The organism is Seohaeicola nanhaiensis, assembly GCF_042654245.1.
In the GTDB taxonomy this organism is placed as follows: domain Bacteria; phylum Pseudomonadota; class Alphaproteobacteria; order Rhodobacterales; family Rhodobacteraceae; genus Seohaeicola_A; species Seohaeicola_A nanhaiensis.
Map to the genome: position 1 here is coordinate 560,468 of NZ_JBHSGI010000002.1, position 25,577 is coordinate 586,044.

General features: G+C 64.9%; 23 protein-coding genes. 17 read left to right on the forward strand and 6 right to left on the reverse strand.

The genetic code is table 11. The features are described 5' to 3' along the window. Window positions 1–35 precede the first annotated feature (35 nt). The 4 genes from blaOXA to ACFO5X_RS02895 all read right to left on the reverse strand — a co-directional run bounded on the left by blaOXA (window position 36) and on the right by ACFO5X_RS02895 (window position 4,777). A complete protein-coding gene (gene blaOXA / locus ACFO5X_RS02880) occupies window positions 36–812 on the reverse strand; it encodes a class D beta-lactamase (protein WP_380715704.1) in 777 nt (258 codons plus the stop codon). A 176-nt stretch (window positions 813–988) separates the two neighbouring features. Next, window positions 989–3,235 carry a xanthine dehydrogenase family protein molybdopterin-binding subunit gene (locus ACFO5X_RS02885; RefSeq protein ID WP_380715706.1) on the reverse strand — a complete coding sequence of 749 codons (2,247 nt, stop codon included), beginning with the start codon at window positions 3,233–3,235 and terminating at the stop codon, window positions 989–991. Then, window positions 3,228–4,283, reverse strand: coding sequence for an FAD binding domain-containing protein (locus tag ACFO5X_RS02890; protein ID WP_380715708.1), 1,056 nt, complete (start codon window positions 4,281–4,283; stop codon window positions 3,228–3,230). The genes ACFO5X_RS02885 and ACFO5X_RS02890 overlap by 8 nt, the downstream gene beginning before the upstream one ends. Continuing rightward, window positions 4,280–4,777: a (2Fe-2S)-binding protein gene (locus ACFO5X_RS02895; RefSeq protein ID WP_380715710.1), complete on the reverse strand. Its 498-nt coding sequence runs from the start codon at window positions 4,775–4,777 to the stop codon at window positions 4,280–4,282. Before ACFO5X_RS02895 ends, ACFO5X_RS02890 begins: the two co-directional genes overlap by 4 nt. A 146-nt stretch (window positions 4,778–4,923) precedes the next feature. Between ACFO5X_RS02895 and ACFO5X_RS02900 the strand changes: the two genes are divergently transcribed. The 6 genes from ACFO5X_RS02900 (at window position 4,924) to ACFO5X_RS02925 (ending at window position 11,149) form a co-directional block, all read left to right on the forward strand. Further along, window positions 4,924–5,508: a TetR/AcrR family transcriptional regulator gene (locus ACFO5X_RS02900; protein ID WP_380715711.1), complete on the forward strand. Its 585-nt coding sequence runs from the start codon at window positions 4,924–4,926 to the stop codon at window positions 5,506–5,508. Between the two features lie 358 nt (window positions 5,509–5,866). Beyond that, entirely contained in the window at window positions 5,867–6,886 is a 1,020-nt protein-coding gene (locus ACFO5X_RS02905; protein WP_380715714.1) for an amino acid ABC transporter substrate-binding protein, read from the forward strand. Window positions 6,887–6,921: 35 nt separating this feature from the next. Beyond that, a complete protein-coding gene (locus tag ACFO5X_RS02910; protein ID WP_380715717.1) occupies window positions 6,922–8,055 on the forward strand; it encodes an amino acid ABC transporter permease in 1,134 nt (377 codons plus the stop codon). Further along, window positions 8,055–9,110 carry an amino acid ABC transporter permease gene (locus ACFO5X_RS02915; RefSeq protein ID WP_380715719.1) on the forward strand — a complete coding sequence of 352 codons (1,056 nt, stop codon included), beginning with the start codon at window positions 8,055–8,057 and terminating at the stop codon, window positions 9,108–9,110. The genes ACFO5X_RS02910 and ACFO5X_RS02915 overlap by 1 nt, the downstream gene beginning before the upstream one ends. 22 nt (window positions 9,111–9,132) lie before the next feature. Further along, window positions 9,133–9,843: a GntR family transcriptional regulator gene (locus ACFO5X_RS02920; RefSeq protein WP_380715721.1), complete on the forward strand. Its 711-nt coding sequence runs from the start codon at window positions 9,133–9,135 to the stop codon at window positions 9,841–9,843. A 43-nt stretch (window positions 9,844–9,886) separates the two neighbouring features. Continuing rightward, window positions 9,887–11,149, forward strand: a complete 1,263-nt coding sequence (locus tag ACFO5X_RS02925) for a pyridoxal phosphate-dependent decarboxylase family protein (RefSeq protein ID WP_380715722.1) — start codon at window positions 9,887–9,889, stop codon at window positions 11,147–11,149. Between the two features lie 69 nt (window positions 11,150–11,218). On the opposite strand, the gene ACFO5X_RS02930 is transcribed toward ACFO5X_RS02925, so the two are convergent. Beyond that, on the reverse strand, window positions 11,219–12,430 hold the full coding sequence (locus ACFO5X_RS02930) for an MFS transporter (protein ID WP_380715724.1): 1,212 nt from the start codon (window positions 12,428–12,430) through the stop codon (window positions 11,219–11,221). Between the two features lie 223 nt (window positions 12,431–12,653). Here ACFO5X_RS02930 and ACFO5X_RS02935 point away from each other — a divergent pair, with 223 nt between their 5' ends. From ACFO5X_RS02935 to ACFO5X_RS02960, 6 genes are all read left to right on the forward strand, one after another. Continuing rightward, complete coding sequence (locus ACFO5X_RS02935; protein WP_380715726.1) at window positions 12,654–13,595, forward strand: LysR family transcriptional regulator; 942 nt, start codon at window positions 12,654–12,656, stop codon at window positions 13,593–13,595. A gap of 278 nt (window positions 13,596–13,873) precedes the next feature. Continuing rightward, window positions 13,874–14,872 (forward strand): TRAP transporter substrate-binding protein, encoded by a 999-nt coding sequence (locus ACFO5X_RS02940; RefSeq protein WP_380715728.1) that lies wholly within the window; start codon window positions 13,874–13,876, stop codon window positions 14,870–14,872. Between the two features lie 68 nt (window positions 14,873–14,940). After that, a complete protein-coding gene (locus tag ACFO5X_RS02945) occupies window positions 14,941–15,405 on the forward strand; it encodes a TRAP transporter small permease (protein ID WP_380715730.1) in 465 nt (154 codons plus the stop codon). Next, a complete protein-coding gene (locus ACFO5X_RS02950; protein ID WP_380715732.1) occupies window positions 15,390–16,679 on the forward strand; it encodes a TRAP transporter large permease in 1,290 nt (429 codons plus the stop codon). Before ACFO5X_RS02945 ends, ACFO5X_RS02950 begins: the two co-directional genes overlap by 16 nt. 70 nt (window positions 16,680–16,749) lie before the next feature. Continuing rightward, window positions 16,750–17,676 carry a hydroxymethylglutaryl-CoA lyase gene (locus ACFO5X_RS02955; RefSeq protein WP_380715734.1) on the forward strand — a complete coding sequence of 309 codons (927 nt, stop codon included), beginning with the start codon at window positions 16,750–16,752 and terminating at the stop codon, window positions 17,674–17,676. A 26-nt stretch (window positions 17,677–17,702) separates the two neighbouring features. Further along, the gene (locus ACFO5X_RS02960; protein WP_380715735.1) at window positions 17,703–18,914 is read left to right on the forward strand and encodes a CaiB/BaiF CoA transferase family protein; all 1,212 of its coding nucleotides are present in this window, start codon (window positions 17,703–17,705) and stop codon (window positions 18,912–18,914) included. Between the two features lie 38 nt (window positions 18,915–18,952). On the opposite strand, the gene ACFO5X_RS02965 is transcribed toward ACFO5X_RS02960, so the two are convergent. Then, window positions 18,953–19,618 carry a TetR/AcrR family transcriptional regulator gene (locus tag ACFO5X_RS02965; protein ID WP_380715737.1) on the reverse strand — a complete coding sequence of 222 codons (666 nt, stop codon included), beginning with the start codon at window positions 19,616–19,618 and terminating at the stop codon, window positions 18,953–18,955. A 294-nt stretch (window positions 19,619–19,912) separates the two neighbouring features. Between ACFO5X_RS02965 and ACFO5X_RS02970 the strand changes: the two genes are divergently transcribed. From ACFO5X_RS02970 to dctP, 5 genes are all read left to right on the forward strand, one after another. Further along, window positions 19,913–20,692, forward strand: a complete 780-nt coding sequence (locus ACFO5X_RS02970; RefSeq protein ID WP_380715739.1) for an SDR family NAD(P)-dependent oxidoreductase — start codon at window positions 19,913–19,915, stop codon at window positions 20,690–20,692. Between the two features lie 14 nt (window positions 20,693–20,706). After that, window positions 20,707–21,513, forward strand: coding sequence for an SDR family NAD(P)-dependent oxidoreductase (locus ACFO5X_RS02975; protein WP_380715740.1), 807 nt, complete (start codon window positions 20,707–20,709; stop codon window positions 21,511–21,513). Next, window positions 21,510–23,159 (forward strand): class I adenylate-forming enzyme family protein, encoded by a 1,650-nt coding sequence (locus ACFO5X_RS02980; RefSeq protein WP_380715741.1) that lies wholly within the window; start codon window positions 21,510–21,512, stop codon window positions 23,157–23,159. Before ACFO5X_RS02975 ends, ACFO5X_RS02980 begins: the two co-directional genes overlap by 4 nt. Then, on the forward strand, window positions 23,156–24,391 hold the full coding sequence (locus tag ACFO5X_RS02985; RefSeq protein ID WP_380715742.1) for an acetyl-CoA acetyltransferase: 1,236 nt from the start codon (window positions 23,156–23,158) through the stop codon (window positions 24,389–24,391). The genes ACFO5X_RS02980 and ACFO5X_RS02985 overlap by 4 nt, the downstream gene beginning before the upstream one ends. 71 nt (window positions 24,392–24,462) lie before the next feature. Beyond that, complete coding sequence (gene dctP, locus ACFO5X_RS02990; protein WP_380715743.1) at window positions 24,463–25,512, forward strand: TRAP transporter substrate-binding protein DctP; 1,050 nt, start codon at window positions 24,463–24,465, stop codon at window positions 25,510–25,512. Window positions 25,513–25,577: the final 65 nt, after the last annotated feature.

The window sequence follows — 25,577 nt, forward strand, 5'->3', positions numbered from 1 at the left end:
CGGATTCTGTTCCCCGGCAGGGCGCCTCTTTCCGATCAGTTCAACCCGACACCCGCGCCGAACAGATCCGCGAGCAGGCTGTCACGGGCCTGAAAACCCGCAGAGACCTTCGGGCGTGAATCGAAGCGCATCAGCCGCGCGAAGACGACGATTCTATCGTCCCGTTCCGCCCAGCCGACATACCAGCCGAAGGGCTGGCCGCGCAGCAGGGCACCGTCCGGGCCAAACGGAAGACCGGTGCCGGTCTTGCCATAGACCTCCCAGCCGCCCGGTTGCCGGCCGAGCGACATCAGCGTCCGCGTCTGCGCCACCGCATCGGGCGAAACAGGTAACTGCCCTTCGATCATGCGGGTCAGGAATGCGACCTGTTCGACCGGAGAAATCTGGAGCGAAGAGCTGAGCCACGCGTGCGTCAGCCCATTGTTCTTGCCGGAATCGCCCGACACATCCCGATTGCCATAGTCAAATCCGCGCACATAGGCCGCGAAACGCTCGGCACCCAGCCGCATCGTGGCCTGCTGCGAATACCAAACGACCGAGTCGCGCATCCAGGTTGCCGGCGTGGTGGCTTGGCGCCATTTCGGGTTCCAGTCGGCATAGCCTTCCTCGAAAGGCCATTCCGGGGCGTCGGGTGCGGTGAAAATCCCGCTGTCGAACCCCATGAGGCTGATGGCGATCTTGAAGGTCGAGGCCGCCGAGATCCGCTCGTCGCAGGTTCCGTCGCGGATCAGGGGCGCTGATGATCCGACTTCCACGGCGAGGGTGCAGACCACGCGGCCCTGCGCCGCAAGCGGGCCGGCCGTTATCGTCATAAGCCACGCCGCCAGACACGATAACACCTTGCGCATCAAATTTCCCTTTCCTGCCCAGCCCGAATACGGGAGTGCGAAGCGAGGTCCAAGGGGCGAAAGGCGTATCGTGTCAGGTGATTGCCAAAGCGTGAGCCAGAAACCGAGCGGCCTGAGCCGCTGCGGTCCGGGACGGCGCGTCAGGCCGCCAAAAGGTCCTCAATACGTATCGGGAAGTGCCGGACACGTTGTCCTGTGGCGTGCCATATTGCGTTGGCCACAGCGCCGACCGTGCCGACAATGCCGATCTCGCCCACCCCCTTGACGCCAAGCACGTTCACATGCGGATCGTCCTCGTGGATCATCAGGACATCAAGCCCGCTCACATCGGCATTCACCGGCACATGGTAACCGGCGAAATCGGCGTTCAGGATGCGCCCTGTTTTCCGGTCATGGCGCGCGGCCTCGTGCAGGGCAAAGGAGATTCCCCAGATCATTCCTCCCATCAGCTGGCTTTCCGCCAGCTTCGGATTGATGATCCGCCCCGCCGCGAAGGCGCCGACCAGCCGGCTGACCCGCACCTGACCCAGATCGGGGTCGACCTTGACCTCGGCAAAGACCGCCCCGTGTGACATCATCGCGTGGCGGGCCGCGTCTTCCGGCGAACGAAAACCGTTGCCCTTGCCCGACAACGGGTTTCCGCCGTTGCGCGCAAGGATATCCGCGAAGCTGTCCCTTCGGCTGTTGTCGCCATCGACATGAAGCCACCCGTCCCGTGCGACAAGGGTGGCATTGCCCGCGCCGTGCAGCGGCGAGGCCGGATCGGCGGCGGCGATCTCGCCCAGTTGCCGGATCACGTCGAGACCGGCGCCGTGCAGCGCGCTCCCGGCCGTGGCCGTGTGGCCCGAGCCGCCCGCCACCCCACCGTCGGGCAGCGCCGAATGCCCGGCGTGAAATTCCACCTTGTCGAGCGGCAGGCCCAGGCTGTCGGCGGCGATCTGGGCGAGCGAGGTCCACGACCCCTGCCCCATGTCGGCGGCAGAGGTTTCGACCAGCGCGGTGCCGTCCGGGCGCAATGTGGCGCGCGCCTCGGCCCCGAACATCGGGCAGGGGAAGAGCGCGGTGCCCATCCCCCAGCCGGTCAGCAGGCCATTGCTGTCGCGCATCTGGCGCGGCTGCTGCGGACGGCCGGCCCAGCCAAAACGCTCGGCCCCTTTGGCATAGCATTCGCGCAGCGCCTTGGACGAGAAGGGCCGCCCGGTGCCGGGTTCTGTTTCGGCATAGTTCCTGAGCCGGAAGTCGAGCGGGTCGATCCCGGCGGCGAAGGCCAGTTCGTCCATCGCACATTCGAGCACGGCAGAACCCGAGGCCTCGCCCGGGGCGCGCATTGGTCCGGGCGTGCCGATGTCCAGCCGCACGGCCTTGTGGGACGACCGGATCGCGGGGGCGGCATAGAGCCCGTGCGCGGCATTGGCGGCACCTTCGAGAAAGTCGTCGAAGGTCGAGGTTTCCGCGAGGCCTTCATGGTCGATCACCGTCAGTGCGCCGGCCTCGTCGATGCCCAGCCGCAAGCGCTGCCGTGTGGCGCCGCGATGGCCGACGGGGCCGAACATCTGCTGGCGCGTCAGCATCAGCTTGACCGGGCGTCCGGTGTGTCGGGCGGCGAGGATCGCCAGCACCTGCGGTCCGGTGGGGATGGCCTTGGACCCAAAGCCACCGCCCAGATAGGGGCTGCGGACCGTCACGTTCTCGGCCGGGATGCCGAAGAAATAGGCGTATCCGGCGCAGGACAGGTTCAGGGCCTGACTGGGCATGTCCAGCGTCAGGCAGTCGCCGTCCCAGGCGGCGACGACGGCGTGGGTTTCCATCGCGTTGTGATACTGGGCGGGGGTTTCGTAGATCACGTCGATCGCCTGGCGGGCCGCGGCATGACCGGCCTCGATATCGCCATGAGTGGTATCGGCAGGGGTACCGAAGCCGGTGGGTGCAATGGCCTCGGGAGGCGCGTCGCCCAGCGCGGTGCGCGGCGGGTCCATGGCGTAGCGCGGGTTCAACAGGCGCGCGCCTTCGGTTGCGGCCTCGAGCGTTTCGCCCAGGACGAGGGCGATGGGCTGGCCGGCATAGCGGACGGTGTCGTCCTGCAGCACCTCGATGCGGAAGGAGAACATGGTTGGCTTCTCCGAAGGATCGCCCTGGAGCGGCGGACGGTTCTGCGGGGTCATCACCTGGGCCACGCCGGGATGGGCAGAAGCGGCCGCGACGTCGAGGGCGGTCACGCGGCCGCGGGCAATGGTGGCGGGCAGGATGACGGCATGGAGCAGGCCGGGCGGCGCGTTGTCGGCGGCAAAGGTGGCGGCGCCGGTGACCTTGGCGATGCCGTCGCGGCGCGAGACCGGCTGGCCGGAGCTGGAGCCGAAGCGGATGGTTCGGGCGTGGGTGTCAGACATGAGCGGGTTCTCGGTCAGGGCCGCCGAAGACGGAGGCGGGAAAGGCGGGGAGCCGCGCGGGGGTGCCGGCCGCAGCGAGGGTCAGGGCCCGCACGGCCGTGCGGCGGGCGAGGTCGATCTTCCAGGCGTTGCGCGCGGAGGGGCGGGCACCGGCCAAGGCCGCCGCGGCCGCGCGGTCGAAGAGATCGGGGTCGGGAGCCTGGCCATTCAGGAGCGCCTCGGCCTCGGCGACGCGCCAGGGTCTGGCCGCGACGGCGCCCACCGCAAGCCGCGCCTCGGCGATGCGAGGGCCGTCGAAGGTGAGCGCGGCGGAGGCGGAGGCCGTGGCGAAGGCGAAGGACGTCCGGTCGCGCACCTTCAGGTAGCGGGCGTTGGCAGCGAAGGCGGTGGCGCTGGCGGGCAGCCGCACCGCGAGGATCAGATCGCCGGGCTCCAGCGCGGTTTCGCGATGGGGTGCGTCGCCGGGAAGTCGATGGAACGCGGCGAGAGGAATGTCGCGCTCGCCGTTCCGGCCCCGGACCTCTACCACCGCATCCAAAGCGACGAGCGGAACGCAGAAGTCGGAAGGGTTGGTGGCGATGCAGCCCTCGCTCCAGCCGAGCAGGGCCAGGTTGTCCTCGGCGCTGCCCTGCGCATCGCAGCCGGTCCCGGCGGCGCGGCGGTTGCAGGCGGCGTTCGGATCCTGAAACCAGGCGCAGCGGGTGCTTTGCATCAGGTTTCCGGCCACGGTGGCCACGTTGCGCAACTGGCCCGAGGCCCCGGAAAGCAGCGCCTCGGCCACCATCGGAAAGCGGCGGACAAAAGCGAGATCGTCGGCAAGATCGGCATTGCGTACCAGTGCGCCGATGCGGGTTGCGCCGTCGGGTAAAGTCTCGATCGCGCTCAGGCCCGGCAAGCGGGTGATGTCGATGAGCTTGTCCGGCAAGCGGGCGCCGGTTTTCATCAGGTCGACCAAATTCGTGCCGCCGGCGAGCCAATCGGAGCCGGGGGTCCAGACCTCGAAGGCCTGATCGATGGTGGCCGGCTGGACGAAATCGAAGGGTTTCATGCCGCGGTCTCCCTGTCGGTCTCGGCCATGCGCCGGGTCGCGTCCTGCACGGCCAGTGTGATCCCGTGATAGGCGGCACAGCGGCAGATATTGCCGCTCATCCCTTCACGGATGCGGTCGGGGTCGTCGCCCGCGCGCCCCTCGGAGATGAGCCCGACCGCGCTCATGATCTGGCCCGGCGTGCAATAGCCACACTGGAAACCGTCATGGTCGATGAAGGCGGCCTGCACGGGGTGCAACCGGTCTCCGTCGGCCAGCCCCTCGATGGTCATGACTTCGGCACCGTCCAGCGTTGCGGCCAGCGTCAGGCAGGAATTGACGCGCCGCCCGTTCAGCAGAACCGTGCAGGCGCCGCATTGTCCACGGTCGCAGCCCTTCTTGGTGCCGGGCATCGCCAGGCGTTCGCGCAGCAGGTCGAGAAGGGTCACGCGAGCATCGTTCAGCTCGATGTCACGCGGCGCGCCATTGATCGTCAAGCGAATGGAGAGTGACATATGTCCCCCCTTCATGTGTGATGGTGTGAATAGCGGGCTCTCGCGCCCGGTGGGATAAGTCCGTATGATCGGTTCGAAAGCGTTCCGCGCCCGACAGATACATTTATACGGAGGATGCCTCCGTTTTTCAAGAGGAAGAATAACTCTTGGCCGAACCGCGTATGCGAAAACCACGGGCCGACGCCCTGAAGAACCGCGAACTGCTGATCAGTGCAGCACGGGAGGTTCTGGGAAAGGGCGGGCCGAATGCCAGCCTGGAGGCGGTGGCGCGGCAGGCTGGCGTGGGGATCGGTACGCTGTACCGTCACTTTCCGACCCGCGAGGCTCTGTTTCACGCGGTGTTCAGCCACGACCTTGAAACGCTCGTGCAGTCGGCGGAAGCGATGGAGGCCGACGCCGATCCCTTGAACGCCGTGCGCCGTTGGCTGCATTCTAACGTGGCGCTGGTTGAAACCAAGCGAGGCATGCTGGGTGCCCTCTCTGTGGTGATGACCGACGAATCGAAACAGACCTATGCCCAACTGTCTGAGCGCCTTTCGAAGACGATCAACCGTCTGCTTGCACGCGCCGCCGCCGAAGGCCGTGTCCGCGACGGCGTGACGGCAGAAGACCTGATGCAGACGATGTATGCGCTTTGTTATGCCCGCGCGCCGGGTCCGGGATGGCGCGAGCAGATCCTGAGGCTGCTGGACATCTTCATCGACGGGCTGCGGCCCATGCCTCGGACCTGACGAGTGCACGATCCGGGCGGCACAGGATGGGTGGCCGTTATGCTGTGTCGCTGCTTTGGCGGTTGCGCTTAAAACTCGCCGACCTGTGAAGCGCAAGCGTTCCAAGCGGGTGCATCAGTCTGATTGGGGGCTGGGCAGGCCGAGGCCGCACTGAACTTCCTGTATATTCCTTCACCGTCATATCACTGATCCTGCCCTGTGCCCCCTGCTCCGCCTTGGCAGAGCTAGTGATCAGGGGATCGAATCGTTGACTTTGTGATATATCACATCTCACATATCACAAATTTGACCATTCACATGTCCCGGTGGCCGGGGCGTCCACCAAGAACATCGGCCACGCAGCAGAGAGGAACTGACAATGAGACTGCGTCTATTTTCGACCGTCGCCGCGGTGGTTGGCCTGTGCGCCAGCGGAGCGATGGCAGCGGACCTTCTGGATGAGATCAAGGCACGGGGAGAGCTGACCTGCGGCACGATGGACTATATGGCCGGCATCGGGTTTCTCGATGACCAGGGCAAGTGGAGCGGCTTTGACGTCGACTTCTGCAAGGCCGCATCGGCTGCCATTTTCGGAACGCCGGACAAGGTGAAATTCACTGCCGTGACCGGTGCGCAGAAATTCCCGGTGCTGGCATCGGGGGAGGTCGACATCCTGTCGCGCAGCGTCACCGCCACGATCTCGCGCGATACGACGCTTGGGTTCAGCTATATCGGTCCGAACATGATGACCGGTCAGGGCCTGATGGTCCACAAGTCGACCAGTGCCACAGACTACGACCAGATGGACGGCGCCACGATCTGCGTTTTGGCAGGTACGGTAACCGAGCGCTACCTGGCCGACTATTTCACCTCCAACAAGATGAGCTTTACGCCGGTCGCCGCCGAGAACAGCGACCAGATGTTCGCCATGTATTTCGACAACCGCTGCGATGCGGTGACGATGGAGCCGCCCTATCTGGCGATCCGCCGTCAGAAGGCGGAAAACCCGGACGACCATGTCATCTTCGAGGACGTGATCGCCAAGTCCTACGAGGCGCCGATGATCCGCGAAGGCTCGCCCCGCTTCTACAAGTTGTTGCAGTGGATGCATTTCGGCATGGTGACCGCCGAGGAGCTGGGCGTGACCAAGGCGAATGTCGACGAGATGGTCGCCAATTCGACCGATCCGCGGGTGCAGCGCCTGCTGGGCGTGGAAGGCACCATCGGCCAGGACATGGGCGTGAGCAACGACTGGATGGTGAATGTCATCAAGGCCGTAGGGAACTATGGCGAGTTCTACGACAACAACCTTGGGGCCAACAGCCCGCTGAAGGTGCCGCGTGGTCTGAACGCACTGCTGCGTGACGGCGGTGCCATGACGGCCCCCGGCTGGCAATGAAGACACCGGCCCTTTTCCGGGGCGCATCCCTTCGGATGCGCCTTTCGGCCAGGTTGCGGCAGCGTGACGTGCAGGCGCAGATCGCCTTCGTCGCGCTGGTTGCGGCCGTGGTCTGGGGCATGATGCAGGTCGCATCCGGAATCGAGGGCCGCGAGAGCGCCCAGTCCGGGTTCGGCTTTCTCTGGGAGAGGGCCAGTTTCGAACTGGGCGAGAGCCTGATCCCCTACAAGGCGGGCGACACCTATTTCCGCGCCTTCCTGGTGGGGCTTCTGAACACGATCAAGGTGGCGGTCTGCGGCATCGTGCTGTCGACCCTCCTTGGCCTTGTCATTGCGCTGGGGCAACTGTCGCCCAGCGTTTTGATGGCACGGTTCTGCCGGGTCTATATCGAGGTGTTCCGCAACATCCCGCTGCTGCTGCAGCTGATCTTCTGGCACACCTTCCTGCTGCGCGGCCTGCCCGTGGTCAAACAGGCTCTGTCACCGGTCGAGGGCGTCTATCTGACCAATCGCGGTCTCTTTGTTCCGGCGGTACGCTACGATCCGGCCTATGCCTGGGTCGGGCTGGCGCTGTTGGCGGGGGCTGTGCTGACAGTCATCCTGCGCAAGATCGCGCGGCGGAGGTATGTTGATTTCCCGGGGCTCTGGCAGATGGCGCTGATCCTGGTGCCGCCCGCGGTGGTCTTCCTCGCCTTCGGGGCGCCGCTGGACATCGAGACGCCCGCGCTGGCGGGGTTCAATTTCCGCGGCGGCTGGGCGCTGTCGCCCGAGTTTACCGCGATGCTGATCGGGCTGACGCTTTACACCGCAGCCTTCAACGCCGAGATCATCCGCGCCGGCATTCAGGGCATTCCGGCCGGACAGACCGAGGCGGGCTATGCGCTGGGGCTTCACCGGCGCAAGATCATGCGGCTGATCATCATTCCCCAGACGCTGCGCATCATCACGCCGCCGATGACGAATTCCTATCTGAGCCTGACCAAGGAAAGCTCGCTCGCCGTGGCGATCGGCTATCCGGAGGTGGTGCGCGTGGCCAATATCACCCTGGCAGAGACCAACCGGTCGATCGAATGCATCGCGCTGATCATGATCATCTATCTGACCCTAAGCCTGATCATATCCGCGCTGCTCAATCTGGTGAATGCGCGCGTCCAGCTGGAGCAAAGGTGATGTCCAGCGCCGTCATCGCTCCGCTGCGCAACCTGTTCCGTTCGCCGCTGGCGGCAGTTCTGAACCTGCTGGCGCTGCTGGCCTTTGCGGCGATCCTGAAGCCCGTGGTGGAATGGGGCCTGATCGACGCCGTCTGGACCGGAGAGAACGGCAGCGCCTGCCCGCAGGGCAGCGGCGCTTGCTGGGCCTTCATCCGCGACAAGTTTCGGCTGATCATCTTCGGGCGGTTTCCGCTCGAGGAGCAATGGCGGGCCCTGCTGGCCACTGCGCTTCTGGTCGCGCTGGTCATCGCCTCGCTGACGCCCACCTTCTGGGGGCGGCGCCTGGCGCTGGCCTGGGCCGTCGGTCTGGCCGCCTACTTCCTGCTGATGGCGGGCGGAGTGCTGGGCCTGACGCCGGTCGATAGCAACGACTGGGGCGGGCTGCCGCTGACCATCCTGCTGACCGTCTTCGGCACCGGGTTCGGCCTTGTGCTGTCGGTTCCGGTGGCGCTGGCGCGGTTCTCGAAACTGCCGGTCTTCCGGATTGCAGCGACGATCTATATCGAGGCGATCCGGGGCGTGCCACTGATCAGCGTACTGTTCATGGCATCGATCGTGATGCCGGTGATCCTGCCCGAGGGGCTGACGCCGGGCGGTATCGGCCGTGCCCTGACCGGGATCGTGATCTTCTTCGCCGCCTACATGGCCGAAGTGCTGCGGGGCGGCTTGCAGTCTGTCCCGCGCGGTCAGTACGAGGCCTGCCGATCACTGGGGATGCGCTATGCGCCGATGATGGGCAAGGTCGTGCTGCCCCAGGCTTTCGTGATCGTTCTGCCGGCCATCGTGAACATGATCATCAGCGCCCTGAAAGGGACATCGCTGGTGGTGATCGTCGCGATGATGGATTTGCTCGGGACCACCAAGGCGACCCTCGCCGACCCGGACTGGATCGGTTTCTATGTCGAGGCCTATGTGTTTGCCGGGCTCATCTATGCGGTCATGTGCGGCGGCATATCGTGGTATGGGCGATGGATCGAAAAACGGTTTGTCAGCGCGCGCCAACACAAGCGCTGAAGCTGACGGAAGGAGAGTAAAGATGGCCGTGCACCTGGAACAGATGCTGCAAGCTGCGGCCCCGGTCTCGGACCTGCCGACCATCGAACGCGGGTCGACGCTGACCGAGCAGGTCTATGACCGGCTGCGGCACGGTCTGCTGGTGGGCATGTGGGATCCCGGCGAAAAGATAACCGCGCGGCGGATCTGCAAGGACCTGGGGGTGAGCCTGACACCGGCCCGCGAGGCCATGGTAAGGCTGGCAAACGAAGGCGCGCTGGATGTGGCGCTGAACCGGACCTTTTCCGCCGCGACGCTGACGCTGGCCGAATATCGCGAGATCGCCAAGATCCGGATCGCGCTGGAACCGCTGGCGGCCGAGGCCGCGGCGCCGCGGATCGAGAAGGCGCAGATTCAGCAACTGGAGAAGGTCAACGAAGCCCTCGCCGCCGCGATAGGGGAAGAGCGCTTCCGCGATGCGCTGTTGCTGGATTCAGAGTTTCACCTGACGCTCTACCGGGCGTCCGATCAGCCCACGCTGATGGGTATTATTGACCGGCTCTGGCTGAGGGCCGGGCCGACGCGCAACCGGCTGTCGCACAACTATCGCAGGTCGCTTGCGGGCTATGAAAACCACAAGGCAGTGATCGCCGCGCTGCGGGCGCAGGACCCGGTGCAGGCCCGCGCGGTCATCACCCGCGACCTGGTGGACGGAACGCGCCGGATCATCGCCCATTTCGAAACCGGCGAGTGACACACCGCGCCTTCCGACAACAGATAATCAAGGAACAAGAAAAATGACCGACACTCGCCGACACTTCCCTGCCACCGGCCGCAGCTGGAGCGAGCTTCAGGCCGAGATACGTGCGCGATCCGCCAAGGACGTGGCCTGGAAGGACGGACGGTCGCCGGTGTTCGTGTTCCGCAACGACCAGAAGACCTATGAAGTCGGCCGCGATGCGTTTTTTGAGTGCTTCAGCGAGAATGCGCTGGGCCGCCTGCGGGCCTTCCATGGCATCGGCTCGATGGAGAAGGATGTTCTGGATTTCGGGCTCGACCTGTTTCGTGCGCCCGCTGGCGCCGGCGCCGCTTTCACGTCAGGCGGCAGCGAGAGCATCTTCATCGCGGTCAAGGCGGCGCGGGATGCCTACCGGGCGCGCACCGGCGCGGATCGGGGCACCGCACTGAATATCGTTGTGCCGATCACCGTGCACCCGGCCTTTGACAAGGCGGCGAATGGGATGGATCTCGAGATGCGCCGCGCACCGCTGCGCGAGGATCGCCGCGTCGACGTTGAAGCTATGGCAGAACTGATCGACGAGCGCACGATCCTGCTGGTCGGCTCGGCCCCCTGCTTTCCCCATGGCGTCATCGACCCGATCGGCGAGTTGAGCGACCTGGCGCTGGCCGAAGGGATATGGCTGCATGTCGACGCCTGCGTGGGCGGCTGGATCGCGCCCTTCTTCACGCGCAACGGCAGGCCGACGCCGGATTTCGATTTCCATTTCCCTGGGGTGCGTTCGCTTTCGGCCGATCTGCACAAATTCGGGTTCTGCCCGAAACCGGCCTCGACCGTTTTCTATCGCGACAAGGCCGATCTCGACCGTGCGACCTTCAAGGCTGATGCCTGGCCCAGCGGGTCGTTTTCCACGGCGACCCTCGCGGGCACCCGTCCGGGTGGTGCGGTCGCAGGCGCCTGGGCCGTTCTGAACTATCTGGGCGAGGAAGGGTATCGCGACGCCGCCCGCCGCCTTGCCGCGATGGTTGACCGCTATTGCGCGGGGATTGAGGCCATCGAAGGGCTGGAGCTTTGGGCGCAGCCCGATGTCTCGATCATCAACTTCGGATCGAAGAGCCTCAACATCCTTGCGGTGGCTGACCGCATGGTCGAGCGCGGCTGGCTGCCGGGCCTGACCAAGGCGCCGCGCGGGATGCATGCGATGCTGTCGATGCTGCATGACGGACAGGCCTGCGAGGACTATCTGCGCGATCTGCGGGCGAGCGTGGAGGAGGTGCGCCTTCATCCGGAAATGACTTCGAAACTCGAAGCGGTCTATTGAGTGTCGCGCCTCGGCGGATCATCCCGGCCGATGACGACGCCTTGAACGCGCCGGTTATTCCGTTCGATTTCAGCGAAGCAGAGAAGCACGGCGCAGATGGTCGAGACGCCGCATCGCCTCGACCCCGATCAGCGGGCCGATGCCGAAGGCGGCCAGTACCACGGGCCACCCGAAGGCACCGGCCAGGATCGGCGCGGTCTGGATGGTGACTGCCGTGAGCAGGAAGCCGAGCGCGGTCTGGAAGGTCATCAGGCTGCCAGCCCTGTCAGGCGGCGCGGCGTCAGCGACGAGCGCCGAGAACTGCGCGCTGTCGGGGATCACGAAGATGCCCCAGAGGATCGCCAGCAGCGCAGTCAGCCAAGGCGCGCCGCCGAAGCTGACCGCCGTGGCCAGAGCCAGCGTTCCGCTGATCGCCATGGTAGCGCCGGCAACCCGGGCCTTGCCGATCCGGTCGGCCAGAGCGCCGGCAGGAACGCAGAACAGCCCGCCCAGCGCGATGGCCGCAAAGGCCACCAGGCGCGCGGTTTGGGCCGCTTCGGCCAGGCCCGCGAGCTGGAAAGAGGCCCTCAGGGCGAGCGCAATCCAGGCCCAGAAGGCGTAGAGCTCCCACATGTGGCAGAGATAGCCGGCGTAGGCGAGACGCACCGGGCGGCTGCGCCAGGCGAGCGTCAGCGCCGCGGGATCGAAGCGTGCTGGCGCGGTGGCATGGTGCGGGCCGAGCTTCATCAGCAGAACCAGCCCCGCTCCCACGGTGGCAAGCCCCGAGGCGAGAAACACGGTGATCCGCCAGTCGGCCCCGCCCAGCAGCGCCAGACCGTGTGGCGCGGCCGAGCCGAGCGTCAGCGCGCCGACGAGGATGCCAACGATCAGGCCTCGCCTCCGCACCGTCCAGCCGACGGCGATCTTCATGCCGACCGGATAGGCGCCGGCGAGGCAGAAGCCCGTGAGCGACCTCGCCGCAATCTGGCCGAAACTGCCCGGTGGCAGCGCGACCAGCGCAGTGGTCGAGAGTGCGGCGACAAGAGCGCTGACCGCAAAGACGCGGCGCGGGTCGAAGCGGTCGGAGGTGCCGTGGATCGCCAGCGCCAGGGCGCCGAGCACAAAACCGATTTGTACCGCCGTCGACAGCAGGCCTGCCCGCCAGGGCGCCAGCGCCATTTCCTTCGTCAGTTCCGGCAGGATGGCGGCCGAGACGAACCAGAGCGACATCGCGCCAATCTCGGCAAGCACCAAGAGGGTGATATTGCGCCCTATGCCCTCCGATGCCCGAGTGCTTCCCACGTGTCCGACCCTGCTTCCGACTTTTGCGCCCGGATCCGTTGGCCCCGGCTCGCTGCACCTCTTGTCACAACCGCGACGTCCTGGATAGCGCACAGATGTTCGGCCTCGCCTGCAGTTGTCCGGACCCCCGCATTCCGGCTATGACCGGTCGCATGTGGAAACGGCAGGCAATCGGGGCCGGCCGCATCGGCCTGGGTGAGCCGGCTGAAGGGGAGCGCGCGCCGTGAACAGGGAACCGACAGATTTCCCCCTCGCCCGGTTCGACCTGGCGACCCTGCGCATCTTTTTGACGGTGATCGACACCGGCAGTATCCGATCGGCCTCGGAAAGCCTGAACCTGTCGCCCTCGGCCATCAGCCGCCGGCTGGCAGAACTCGAGAGCAATTTCGGACAACCGTTTTTCATCCGGCATTCTCGCGGTGTCGAGGTTTCCGAGGCGGGACATGTCATGGCCTCCAAGGCGCGCGACATCTTCGCGGCGATCGGCGGCGCCCATGCCGAGCTCAACCGCCTGAGCAGCGGCGAAGCCGGAAGCCTGCTGCTGAGCGCAAACGGATCGGCATTCGTCAACGGATTGGCCCAGGACCTGAAGGCATTCACGGATCTCTATCCGCATATCGGAATCGAATTGTTCGAACAGATCAGTCCGAAGGTGGTGGCCTCTGTCGTCAGCAAACAGACCGAGCTTGGACTGATCTCGCGCACCTTCCGTCTGCCGACGGAGATCGACTGCACGCGCTATTGCACCGACAGGCTGGTCCTGGCGGTCCCGCAGGGACATGACCTTGCGAGCCAGCCGGGTGCGACGCTTGCCGACATGTCGTCCTATCCCAGCATCGGGGTGATCGAGGGCAGTTCGATGACGCGGCTGATCCGGCGGGTATCGGTCTTGGGCAGCAGCGAGTTCACCTATCGCTATATGGCGAACACGAACGAAGTGGCGCGCATCCTGGTGGCAAATGGGCATGGGATAGCGATCCTGCCCGAACAGTTCGTGCGCCCCTACGAGCGCGCCATGCCCATCGTGGCGGTCCCGATCCTGGAGACCTGGGCCGAGCGCGAGATCAGCCTGATTCAGCGGACGGATGTTACCCTGTCGAAGACCGCCGCGCTGTTCCGCGCGTTCCTGCTGGACCGTGCCGCAGCGGTATCTTCCTTCGCCTGATCCTGCCGTGTTGCGATTTCCGGCACACAGCCGCCCGGATTCAGCACTTGTTGCCCGAAACCCCGCCCACTAGCCTGTCAGACGCTGCCGCCTCTGCCCTGCGCGATGCGGTGGTGGAGGAGCGAGGCGTTAGGTTTCAATGGCTTGCGGTGAAGAGACCCCTTTGCCGGTCTCTCTGCGGGTCGTTTGCCTATCGCTCATCGGACCAGAACACCGGGCATGCTCATGTCGGCTGCCCCGGAGTCTGGGCGAGGGAAATGAAGGGGAGGAGCCAGCGGATGGCGTTCACGCGACTAGTTCAGGGTGCGGCCTTTGCCGTTGCCGCAACGATCGGATTCGGAATTGCGCCGGCATTGGCCGGAACGATCGAAATTCACAACACGATGGGCACCGGCGGTTCGGAAGAAGCCGCTCTGGTCAAGTTCCAGGAACTGATCAAGGACAAGCTGGGCGACGATTTCGAGGTCAACATCTACCTCAACAGCCAGCTTGGCAGCGAAGCCGAGGTGCTGGAACTGCTGAATATCGGCCAGACCCAGATGGCTCTCACCGGCGGGGCCTTCATGGGTCAGTATGCCGCCGAGTATAACGCAGTTTCCGTGCCCTTCGTCCTGCCCAACTGGGAGTCGGTGGAACATTACATCATGGACACCGAATCCGGTAAGAAGATGCAGGAGCTGGCCCGAGAACGCGGCAATCTCGTCTATCTCGGACCGCAAAAGCGCGCCTTCCGGCACATGACATCGAACAAGGCGATCCATACCCCGGACGATCTGGAGGGCCTGCCGATGCGGATGCCGAAGATCCCGGTGTGGATCGACGTCTGGGAACAACTGGGCATCCAGGCCGTGGTGATCCCTTCTTCGGACATCTACCTTGCGATGAGGACCGGGCAGGTGCAGGCGCACGAGAACAGCCTCGCATCGCCCTATACCCGCCAGATGTGGGAGGTGCAGAAATTCATCATCACAACCTCGCACCTGTCGTTCCCCTGGCACTGGGTCGCCTCGGCGCAATGGTGGGATGGGCTGACCGACGAACAGCGCACCGCGATCTCGGAGGCGGTGGCCGAAGCCCGGCAGTATGGCACACAGGTCGAGACCGAAAAGGACTCCTTCTATCGCGACGCGCTGATCGAGAAGGGCATGGAGTTCATCGACGTCGATCAGGCGCCCTTCCGCGAAAAGGCCGCACCGGCCATCGAGCGGGCGATGTCCGGCATGGCACCCACCGTGGCGGATGACATCAAGGCAAGCATCGCGGCCTCATCGAAATGACGCCCAAGCGCGAACATCGGCGCCCGTCCCTGGTTGAACTGGGGGCGGGCGTTTTCGAGGGTGCGGGCATGGTCCTGATGCTGGGCCTCGTGCTCTCGGTCTTCTATTCGGTCGTGGCGCGCGAGATGCTGAAGCTCTCGGTGCCATGGGCGGAAGAAGTCGCCGCCGCCCTTCTGGCCTGGAGCGTCATGATGGGAGCGGCCGGAGCCTGGGGACTGCGCCGGCATATTGCGATCGACATCATACTGCGCCGGATCCCGCTGCGGGCACGTGTGGGCCTGTGCATCGTGATCGAAATTGCGTCGCTTGTGCTTTTCGCGGTGATCGCCAAGGGCGCCTATTTCATGATGTTCGCCAGCGCGAACAACCACACGACTGCGCTCGGCATCAGCTTTACCTGGCTTTACCTCGCGCTGCTGGTCGGCACCGTTGCCATGATCGCCTTCAGCATCGCCTACCTGCTCCAGCTTGTCCGGAACGGACAGGCGGTTCTAAGCAACACGGAAACGAAGAGCGAATGGACTACCTCCTGATCTTTCTGGGTGTGATGATCTTCCTGTTCGCCTTTGGCGTTCCGGTTGCCATTTCAATCGGTCTGACGTGCCTTGTCGTCCTGATCGCCCAGGGCGGGGTTTCGCATATCCCGGCCGAGCTGTTTGCCATGCAGATGCTGAGCGGGCTGAACAACTTCCCCATCATCGCGGTGCCTTTCTTCATCCTGGCCGCCTCGCTGATGAATACCGGCTCGAGCAACGCGCGGATTTTCAACTTTGCCACCGCCCTGGTCGGCCCTCTGCGCGGTGGTCTGGGGCATGTCAACGTTCTGGCCAGCGTTATCTTCGCGGGCATGTCGGCCACCGCCGTCGCCGACGTCGCCGGAATCGGCCAGCTGGAGATGAAGGCGATGCGCGAGCGGGGGTATCCGCAGCGGTTTTCCGTCGGCATCACCGGCGCCACGTCGATCATCAGCCCGGTGATCCCGCCCTCGGTCGCGCTGGTGGTCTATGGCTGGCTGTCGGGCACTTCGATCGCCGCGCTGTTCATGGCGGGGGTCATTCCCGGACTTATCATCGCCGTCGGCCTGTCGATTGCCGTTTTCCTGTCGTCGTACTGGCTTGACCTGCCGGGCACCGTCCGGGTGCCAAGGAGCGAAGTATTGCGCCTGTTCCTGCGCGCCATCCCGCCGCTCACGACACCCTTCATCATCATCGGCGGCATCTGGACCGGCGTCTTCACGCCGACCGAGGCCGGCGCGGTCGCCTGCATTTACGCCTTCCTGCTGGGAACGGTGATCTATCGCGACGTCCGATTGCTGGAATTTGTCGATGCCCTGCGCCGCACCGTGCGCTTTACCTCGGTCATTCTGTTCATCATTGCCATCGCGACCTTCTACGGCTGGCTGCTGGTCCGCCTGCGGATTCCCCAGGAACTGGCCATGGCGCTGCTGGACATGAACCTGGGCGAAACCCAGGCGGTGCTTTTGATCCTGCTGTTCTTCCTGGTCATCGGCTGCTTCATGAGCGTGGTCGAGGCGGTTCTGATCTTCACGCCGATCTTCATGCTGACCGTGCAGTCGCTGGGCATCGACCCGGTCTGGTTCGGCGTTCTGATGGTGATCACCCTGTCGATCGGCGTCATCACACCGCCGTTCGGGAACGTGCTGTTCGTGCTGACGGAGCTGACCGGTATGCCCTTCGAAAAGGTCGTGATTTCGGTTCTTCCCTTCATGGTGCCGATCCTTCTGACCCTGGTCCTGCTCGTCTTTTTCCCGTCGCTCGTCACCTTCCTGCCGCAGGTGATGCATTGACCGGGACAGAGTGCGGCGGGCGTCGGAGGACCGGGGCGGCACACCCTCACCTTTGCGCAAGGAGATGATCATGCAGGTCACAATCACCGAGGTCGCCTCGCGCGACGGTTTGCAGAATGAAAGCCATCCCGTATCGACGGCGCAGAAGATCGAACTGATCGACCGTATTGCGCGGTCGGGGATGACGCGGTTCGAGGTCACATCCTTCGTTTCGCCTCGGGCGGTGCCGGCGCTGGCCGATGCCGAGGAAGTGGTGAAAGGTCTACCCAACCGCGCGGGCCTGATCGTCGAGGCGCTGGTGCCGAACCTGCGCGGAGCCGAGCGCGCCGCCGCGCTTGGACTGGACGAGTGGGTCTGTTTCGCTTCGGCCAGCGAGAGCCATTCGCAGGCCAATTCGAACACCAGCACGCAGGAGGCGCTGAATCGGCTGAAACCTGTCATCGACCTTGCCCGGCAAGAGGGCGTCGTGCCCGTGGGCGCCATCGCAACCAGTTTCGGCTGCCCGTTCGAGGGCGACGTGCCCGTCACGCGCGTGGTCGAGGTTGCGCGGCGCATGACGGACATGGGCGTCGAGACAATCAAGCTGGGCGACACGATTGGCACCGCATGGCCTTCGCGCGTGCGCGAACTGGTTCGGGCGATGCGCTCCGCCCTGCCCGACACCACACTTGTCCTGCATTTTCACAACACCCGCGACATGTCGCTGGCCAATGTGCTGACCGGCATAGCCGAGGGTGTGGACAGATACGAAAGCGCCCTTGGCGGCGTGGGGGGCTGTCCCTTTGCACCGGGCGCGACGGGCAATGTCTCGACCGAGGATCTGGTCCATTTCCTTCATCTGGAGGGTCATGACACCGGGCTGGATCTTGGCGCGCTGATCGAAGCCGGGCACTGGTTCGAAACCGTGCTCGACCGCAAGTTGCCCGCGCATCTGCTGCGCGCAAGTCCGGTGGGCACGACCACCGCCCTTGCCGAGATGAAACGCGCGGCCGGCTAGGCCCACCCAAGCAGGAAGGAATTGGCATGAGCCTGAAGGGCATCCGCGTGATCGACCTGACCCGGATCATATCGGGCCCGTTCTGTACCCAGTTGCTGGCGGATTTCGGGGCGGACGTGATCAAGATCGAGACCCCGTCCGGCGATCCGCTGCGCCGCCAGGGCAAGGGTCGGAACGGTCTGAGCTGGTATTTCGCGAGCTATAATCGCAACAAGCGATCCGTGGCGCTGGACCTGCGCAGCCCCGAGGGTCTGGAAGTGCTGAGCGATCTGGTCCGCGATGCCGACGTTCTGGTCGAGAATTTCCGCGCCGGTGTGCTTGCCGACATGGGCTTTTCCGACCAGGCGCTTGAGGCGCTCAACCCGAGGCTGGTGGTCTGCCACATCAGCGGCTTCGGTGCGGATGGCCCCTATGCCCAGCGCCCGTCCTTCGACTTCATCGCCCAGGCGATGAGCGGATTCATGAGCGTCAACGGCAACCGCGACGACGAACCCCTGCGCAGCGGCCTGCCGATTTCCGATCTGGTCGCCGGTCTCTATGCGGCGCTCGGCGTTGCGGCCACACTGGCGGGTCCGCGCGAAAACCGCCGGTTTCAGAGCGTCGACGTCGGGCTGACCGACAGCCTGATCAGCCTGCTGAGCTATATGGCCAGCGATACGCTGGCCTCGGGCCAGCCGCCCGAACGCAGCGGCAACGACCATCCACTGGTGGCGCCTTACGGGTTGTTCCAGACGGCCGATACGCCCATCGCCATCGCCCCCAGCAACGACATGATCTACGCCCGGCTTCTCAAGGTGCTGGGCCGCGAGGATCTGCTGACCGATCCGCGCTTTGACACCAACGAAAAGCGGATGGCCGACCGCCGGGCAATCCGCGCCGAGATCGAACCGATCCTGCTGACCGAAGGCTCGGCCACATGGATCGAGCGACTGAACAAGGGCGGGGTTCCGACCGGGCCCGTAATGACGGTGCCCGAGGTGCTGGAGGATCCGCAGGTGCGGCACCGGGACATGGTGCTCGAAGTGCCGCATGGTGCGCACGGGCCGGTCCAGATGCTGGGATTTCCGGTGAAGGTGGCGCCGGATGGCTGCGATATCCGCCACCCCGCGCCGGAGTTGGGAGAGCACGGCGACGCCATCCTGAGTGCCCTGGGCTATTCCGCCGCCCGCATAGCCGACCTGCGGGCCCGCGGCGTGCTGGCGGCCGGAAGTGGCGAGGAGGCCGTGCGACGCGGCTGATCTTCGGGGAGTCGCACATTCATCGGAGACGCGTCGCGCTACTGATCCGCGGATTGCAACGCGATCGGGTTCAGGCTGGCGGTGATGTGTGCAGCAAAAATCCGTGCGATTTCAGGGCCTTCCAAAGTTCCATCCGCCATGAACCAGCGGCTGATTCCGTTGATGGCGCCCATGAAGAAGAAGACCGCCATCTTGGGGTCGCAGGGGGCAATCTCGCCCTGCTTTATCGCATCGGCAACCAGACTGCGCAGTTGGCGGTCCAGCCGGGCACGCCGGGTCTGGATGCGGATGGTGTCTTCATGCGTCATCGAGAAGAATTCGGTCAGAACCACGCAGGAACCCAGCGTGCTTGTGATGCGGGCGACATAGTCCTCGGCAAACAGGCCGATCCGTTCCAGAGGTCTTTGCCCGGTCGTCATGGCAGATTCGTAAGCCTCTTCCGCCATGGTGATTGCCATCTGGTGGCACTCGTACAGGATTTCCTGTTTGCTTTTGACATAGCGGTAGAGCATCGGCTTGGTCACCGACAGTTCTGCTGCAATCTCGTCCAGCGTTGTCTTGTGAAACCCCTTGCGGCCGAAGGCGCGCCCTGCAGCGCGGACGAGAGTCAGCCGCCGCATCTCCTGTTTGCGCTCCGAATCGTTCAGCGCGCCGCGCCATTCGTCGGCGATCATCTCGCGGAAATTCGTATCTGAATCGCCCATGCCTCTCCCCCATTGCAGCATCCCACGCGCCCCTGATCTGGGCTCAGCGCGCGGAAAAGCCGGCAAAGCTCGTCTCCCGGATACACGTAAACGCCAAGAAGCCTCGGAAAATCAATTCCTTCCTTCGCATTTGGCTTTCGATACGACGTTGCGTTGACAGGTTCACGCTCTGTGGCTAGGTTCCGGAACAGCTGTTACTCACCAGTAACAGTCACAGGCCGGGAGGGGTCTGCGCAAGCGAATAGCGGGCCGATCGGCCACGGGGGGATGACTTTGGGAAATGACCGGACAGGCATGTCCGCCGGGCTTGCGGGCCGGGTGGCGGTGGTCACGGGGGGCGCTTCCGGGCTGGGGCTCGGCACCGCGCGGATGCTTCGGGATGCCGGCGCGACGGTGGTCATTCTGGATGTCGACGCCGGACGGGTCGCAGACGCCGCGGCCGCACAAGCGGTGCACGGGCTTGCGCTGGATGTTTCCGACGATGCCGCCGCCGAGGCTTGCTTCGACGAGATCGAGGCGGCCTATGGTCCCGTTTCCATCCTGATCTGCTGCGCCGGGATCGCAACGCCGGGGTCCATCGTGCGCCGCGGCGCGCCAATGGACCTGGCGGAGTTTCGTCGCGTTCTCGACGTCAACCTGATGGGTTCGCTGAACTGCATCCGCTGCGTCGTGCCGCAGATGATCCGACGCGGACGCGCCGGGCCGGATGGCGCCGAGGCCGGAACGATCGTTCTTACCTCGTCCATTGCGGCCTTCGACGGTCAGGTCGGTCAGGCAGCCTATGCCGCGTCCAAAGGCGGCGTCGCCGGGATGGTTCTTCCCCTGGCCCGTGAACTGGGCGAACAGGGAATCCGCGTTGCGGCCATCGCACCAGGTGTCTTTCGAACCCCGATGACCGAAGGTCTGCCGCAGAAATCCCGTGACGTGGTCTTTGCGGCCCTGCCGCCGTTTCCCCGGCGCGCGGGGACAGCCGAAGAATTCGCGGATGCCGTCCGCTTTGTGATCGGCAATCCGATGGTCAACGGAGAGACCATCCGGCTGGACGGCGGGCTGCGCATGCCCGCGCGCCTCTAGGTCAGGGGAACAGAATGGATCCGAAAGGACAAATCGCGATCGTCACCGGCTCTGGCTCGGGGTTGGGGCGCGCCGTGGCGCAGGCCCTGACACAACGCGGCGCGCGGGTCGTCGGGATCGACCTGCCGCCGCGCGACGGGACCGACCCTGCCGCCCTGCCTGAACTGGCGATGGCGATTCAGGGCGACGTGGTTGATGCCGCGCAGATGGAGACTGCCTTTGCCCGTGTCGAACAGGAGTTGGGCTGCCCGACGATCCTGGTCAATTGCGCTGGCATCCTTGGACCGGCGCGGGTTTTCCAGATCGACCGTGAGACAGGGCAGATAACGCCCCGGGCGATGGATCGGTTCCGCCGGGTGATCGACGTGAACCTGACCGGCACCTTCAACACGATGCGCCTGTTCGCGGCCGGCCTTGCCAAGGGGAATCCACAGGTGGCGCTGGACGGCGAGGATCGGGGCGTGATCATCAACACCGCCTCGGTCGCGGCCTATGAGGCGCTTTCGGCACAGGCGGCCTATGGCAGTTCCAAGGCGGGGGTCGCGGCGATGACCCTGCCCCTGGCGCGCGAACTCGCCCGGTATGGAATACGTGTCGTGGCTCTGGCACCTGGCACCTTTGAGACGGGGATGATCGGTGACATTCCGGATCACACGCGCCAGCGGCTGGTCGCGGATGTGCCCTTCCCCAACCGGATGGGCCGGGGCGATGAATTTGCACATCTGGTGCTGGCCTGCGTGGAAAACCAGATGCTGAACGGCTCGGTCCTGCGGATCGACGGCGCCGTGAGAATGCGCGAGCCGCGGGGCGTGTCGGCATGAGCGGCGGAGCAATGATCCGCAATCGCGTGCTGTATGGCGACCGGATCGTTCCATGCTATGACGATTGCCCGGAAAACCTGGACCGGATGCTGGCAGCCACGGCCGAGGCGCACGGCGAGCGCCCGGCGCTGAAGGACATCGGACAGACGATGACCTATGCCGAACTGTCGGACCGGGTCGCGCTAATTGCCGCCGGACTGGCCGCGCGCGGCATTTCCGCCGGGGATCGCGTGGTCCTGTTTCTGGGCAACCGCTCCGAGTTTGTTGTCACCCTCTTCGCCCTTTGGCGGCTTGGCGCTGTGGCGGTCCCGGTGGGCATTCGGCAGACGGCGGACGAACTGGCCTATATGCTGACCCAATGTGGCGCTGTCGGGCTGGTGCATGAACGCGATCTCGCCGACAGGGTGCCGCCGGCCGCAGCCATTCCCGCCGTGCGTCTGCTGGTGGAGTGCTCAGATACCGCTCAGAGACCTGTCCTTGCCGATCGGGGGGCCGTTGCGCACGACGCCCTGGCCGGAGACGCGCGCTGCGATGCACCTTCGCCGGCACGCGATGAGGATGCGGCCTGCATCATGTATACCTCCGGCACTACGGGGCGCCCGAAGGGGGCTGTGCTGACCCATCTCGGGTTCTGGCACACCGCGCGCAATTATCGGGACCGGTTCGCCTACACCGAGCAGGACCGGATGCTGCTCGTGATCCCGATCACGCATATCTCGGGCCTGCTGGCCGGTCTGACGGTGATGATGAATGTCGGCGGCCTGGTGGTGCTGGAGCGTGCGTTCAAGGCAGCGGCGGCGCTGGATGTGCTGGAGGCCGAGAAGATCACCGCCGCGATCCTCGTGCCGGCGATGTACAATCTGCTGCTGCTGGAACCCGATCTGGAGAGCCACGATCTTGGCGCCTGGCGGGTCGGCCATTTTGGCGGCGCCGCCATGGCCGAGGTCACGATCACCAAACTGGCCGCCAAGTTGCCAAGCCTGCAATTGCTCAACGGGTTTGGCAGCACGGAAACGACGTCTGCCGTCTCGCTGACCGAACCTTCGCGGCGGAACGAACATCTAGACAGCGTGGGCACCCTTCTGCCCTGCGTGGATATCCGCGTGCTCGACGAAGAGGGCCGCGAGGTGCCGCCCGGCGAGAACGGCGAGTTGTGGATCCGCAGCCCCGGCAATGCGTCAGGCTATTGGGACCAGCCGGAGGCAACCCGGAAGGGGTTCGTCGCCGGATACTGGCGCAGCGGCGATATCGGGTCGGTGGATGATAAGCGTTACCTGCGCGTGCACGACCGGATCAAGGACATGATCAACCGCGGCGGCTTCAAGGTTTATTGCGTCGAGCTTGAAAACGTCATTCACGAGTTTCCCGGAGTGATCGAGGTGGCTGCCGTCGGGGCTCCCTGCCCGGTTCTGGGAGAGCGGGTCCATGTCTTTGTCCATGCGAACGGCCGGATCGACGCTCAGGACCTGCGTGCTCATGTCCGCAATCGCCTGGCTGACTACAAGACGCCTGATTTCGTCACCCAAACTCCGGATCCGCTGCCACGCAACCTGAATGGCAAGCTGTCGAAGGTGCCTTTGCGCGAGCGCGCCCGGGCCGAAGCCGAACTGCGGTCCGCATCGCACAATCCGAAGGAAAGCACATGACCCAACCGATCTTCATTCTTGGCGGGCATCAGACCGATTTCGCCATTTCCGCCGCGCGCCGGGGCGAAGGGCTTTTCGAACTTATGCGCGATGCGGTGCAGGGCGCGCTGTCGGACGCGCGGCTTGAGGCGTCCGAGATAGAGTCCTGTCACGTGGGCAATTTCACCGGCGAACTGTTTGCCGGTCAGGGTCAGCTGGGGGGTATGTTTGCGGCCATAGAACCTGCACTGTATGGCCGGCCGGCTGGTCGGCACGAAGCGGCCTGCGCGTCGGGATCCATCGCAATGCTGGCCGCAACGGCCGAAATCGAAGCCGGACGGTATGACTGCGCTCTTGTCTCCGGTGTGGAACTGGAACGCAACGTTTCGGGGAAGGAAGCGGCCCAGCACCTGGGTGCGGCCATGTGGGTCGGGACCGAGGGGCAGGAAGCCACCTATCCTTGGCCGTTCATGTTCCACCGTGTCGCCGAGGAATACGACCGCCGCTATGGCCTGAAATACGACCATCTCGCCGAGATTGCCCGCCTGAACATCGCCAACGGGCGCCGCAATCCCAAGGCGCAGACCCGGGACTGGCAGTATACGCCCGAGAGCTTCACAGCGGATGACGAAGCCAATCCGGTGATCGAGGGCATCATCCGCCGGCAGGATTGTGCCCAGATCACCGACGGGTCCGCAGCCGTCATTCTGGCGTCGGCGCGCTATGCCAAGGCCTGGGCCGAGGCGCGGGGGCTGTCGCTGGACGCGGTGCCACGGATCACCGGCTGGGGACACACCACGGCGCACCTGCGTCTGCAGGAGAAGCTGGAGCACAGCCAGAACAGCCCTTACATCTTTCCGCACGTCCGCGACGCCATCCAGAGCGCCTTTTCCCGCGCCGGAATTTCCGGCGTGTCGGAACTGGACGGGATCGAGACGCACGATTGCTTCACGTCCACGGAATACATGGCAATTGACCATTTCGGCATCACCCCGCCCGGCGAAAGCTGGCGGGCCATCGAGAACGGCGACATCGCCCCGGGCGGCCGCATTCCGGTGAACGCCAGCGGCGGCCTGATCGGCGGCGGCCATCCGGTAGGCGCGACCGGCGTGCGGATGGTGCTGGATGCCGCCCGTCAGGTAACCGGCCAGGCCGGGGACTGTCAGGTCGATGGCGCCCGGCGGTATGGAACGCTGAACCTGGGCGGCAGTGCGACCACCATCGTGAGCTTCGTCGTCGAGGCCGGCGCCTGATCCTGAAACCAACCCACACCACGGCCAAATTGCAGGGGCTTCGGCCCCGACATGTCAATGGAGGAAAAGACATGACCAAGACCATTACCCGCAGAAGCATCCTGTCAGGTGCGCCCGCGCTTGCCGGAGGCGCCTTTCTGGCGGCCCCGGCGACCATCGCCGCCGCAAGCTCGGCCACCACATGGCGGATGCAGACGCATTTTCCGACCGGCACGTGGTATTATGACGCCATCTTCCAGGATTTCGCCCGCCGCGTGACCACGGCGACCAACGGCGAACTGGTGATCGAGACCCACGCGCCCGGCTCCATCGTCTCGACCGGCGACAGCCTGATGGCGGCGGCGCAGGGGGCACTGGACGGCGCTTTCACCTTCCCGGCTTATTGGGTTGGCCAGATCCCGGCAGCGGGCCATCTGAACGGCAATCTCGCGACCTTCTCGAACAACACCGAGATGGAGTATTTCATGTACGAGATGGGCGCGCTGGACATCATTCGCGAAGCCTATGCAGAGCGCGGCATCCACCAGGTTGGTCCGGTTGCCGGCGGCGGTGTCACGTTGTTTGGCAAACGCCCCATTCACACGGCAGCGGATTTCCAGGGCTACAAGATCCGAACGACCGGCACGGCGGCGCGCGTGCTGGAGAAGATGGGCGCGGCTCCTGTCTCTGTCGCCGGCGGCGAGCTGTATCAGGCGCTCCAGACCGGGATCGTGGATGCGGCGCACTGGGGCAGCGTCTCGGGCGGTATGAGCATGAATTTCCAAGAAGTGACGAAATACATCGTCCAGCCCGATCTGGTCAGCCCGACCAATCTGGAAGTCTTTGTAAACGCGGGCAAGTGGAGCCAGCTGGGCGAAGACCACAAGCAGGTGGTCAACGACGCCGTCCGCGCCACCACCGGCATCTACACCGCCCGCATCATGCAGGCCGACCTCAATGGGATCGATACCTTCGTCAACAAGTCGGGTGGCGAAATATCGATGATGGAGGCCTCGGTTCTCGAAGAGATGCGGATGAAGTCGCTGGAGGTCGTGGACGAGATTTCGGCCCAGGACCCCAAATACAGCGGCCGCATCGGCGAACTGCTGCATGAATTCATGCGGCAGACCGGCAAAGTCTGAACCAGACGATGCGTGCCGGGTACATCCCGGCACGCTTTTCGGTCCGGATGCAGGGTGAGGGAAAA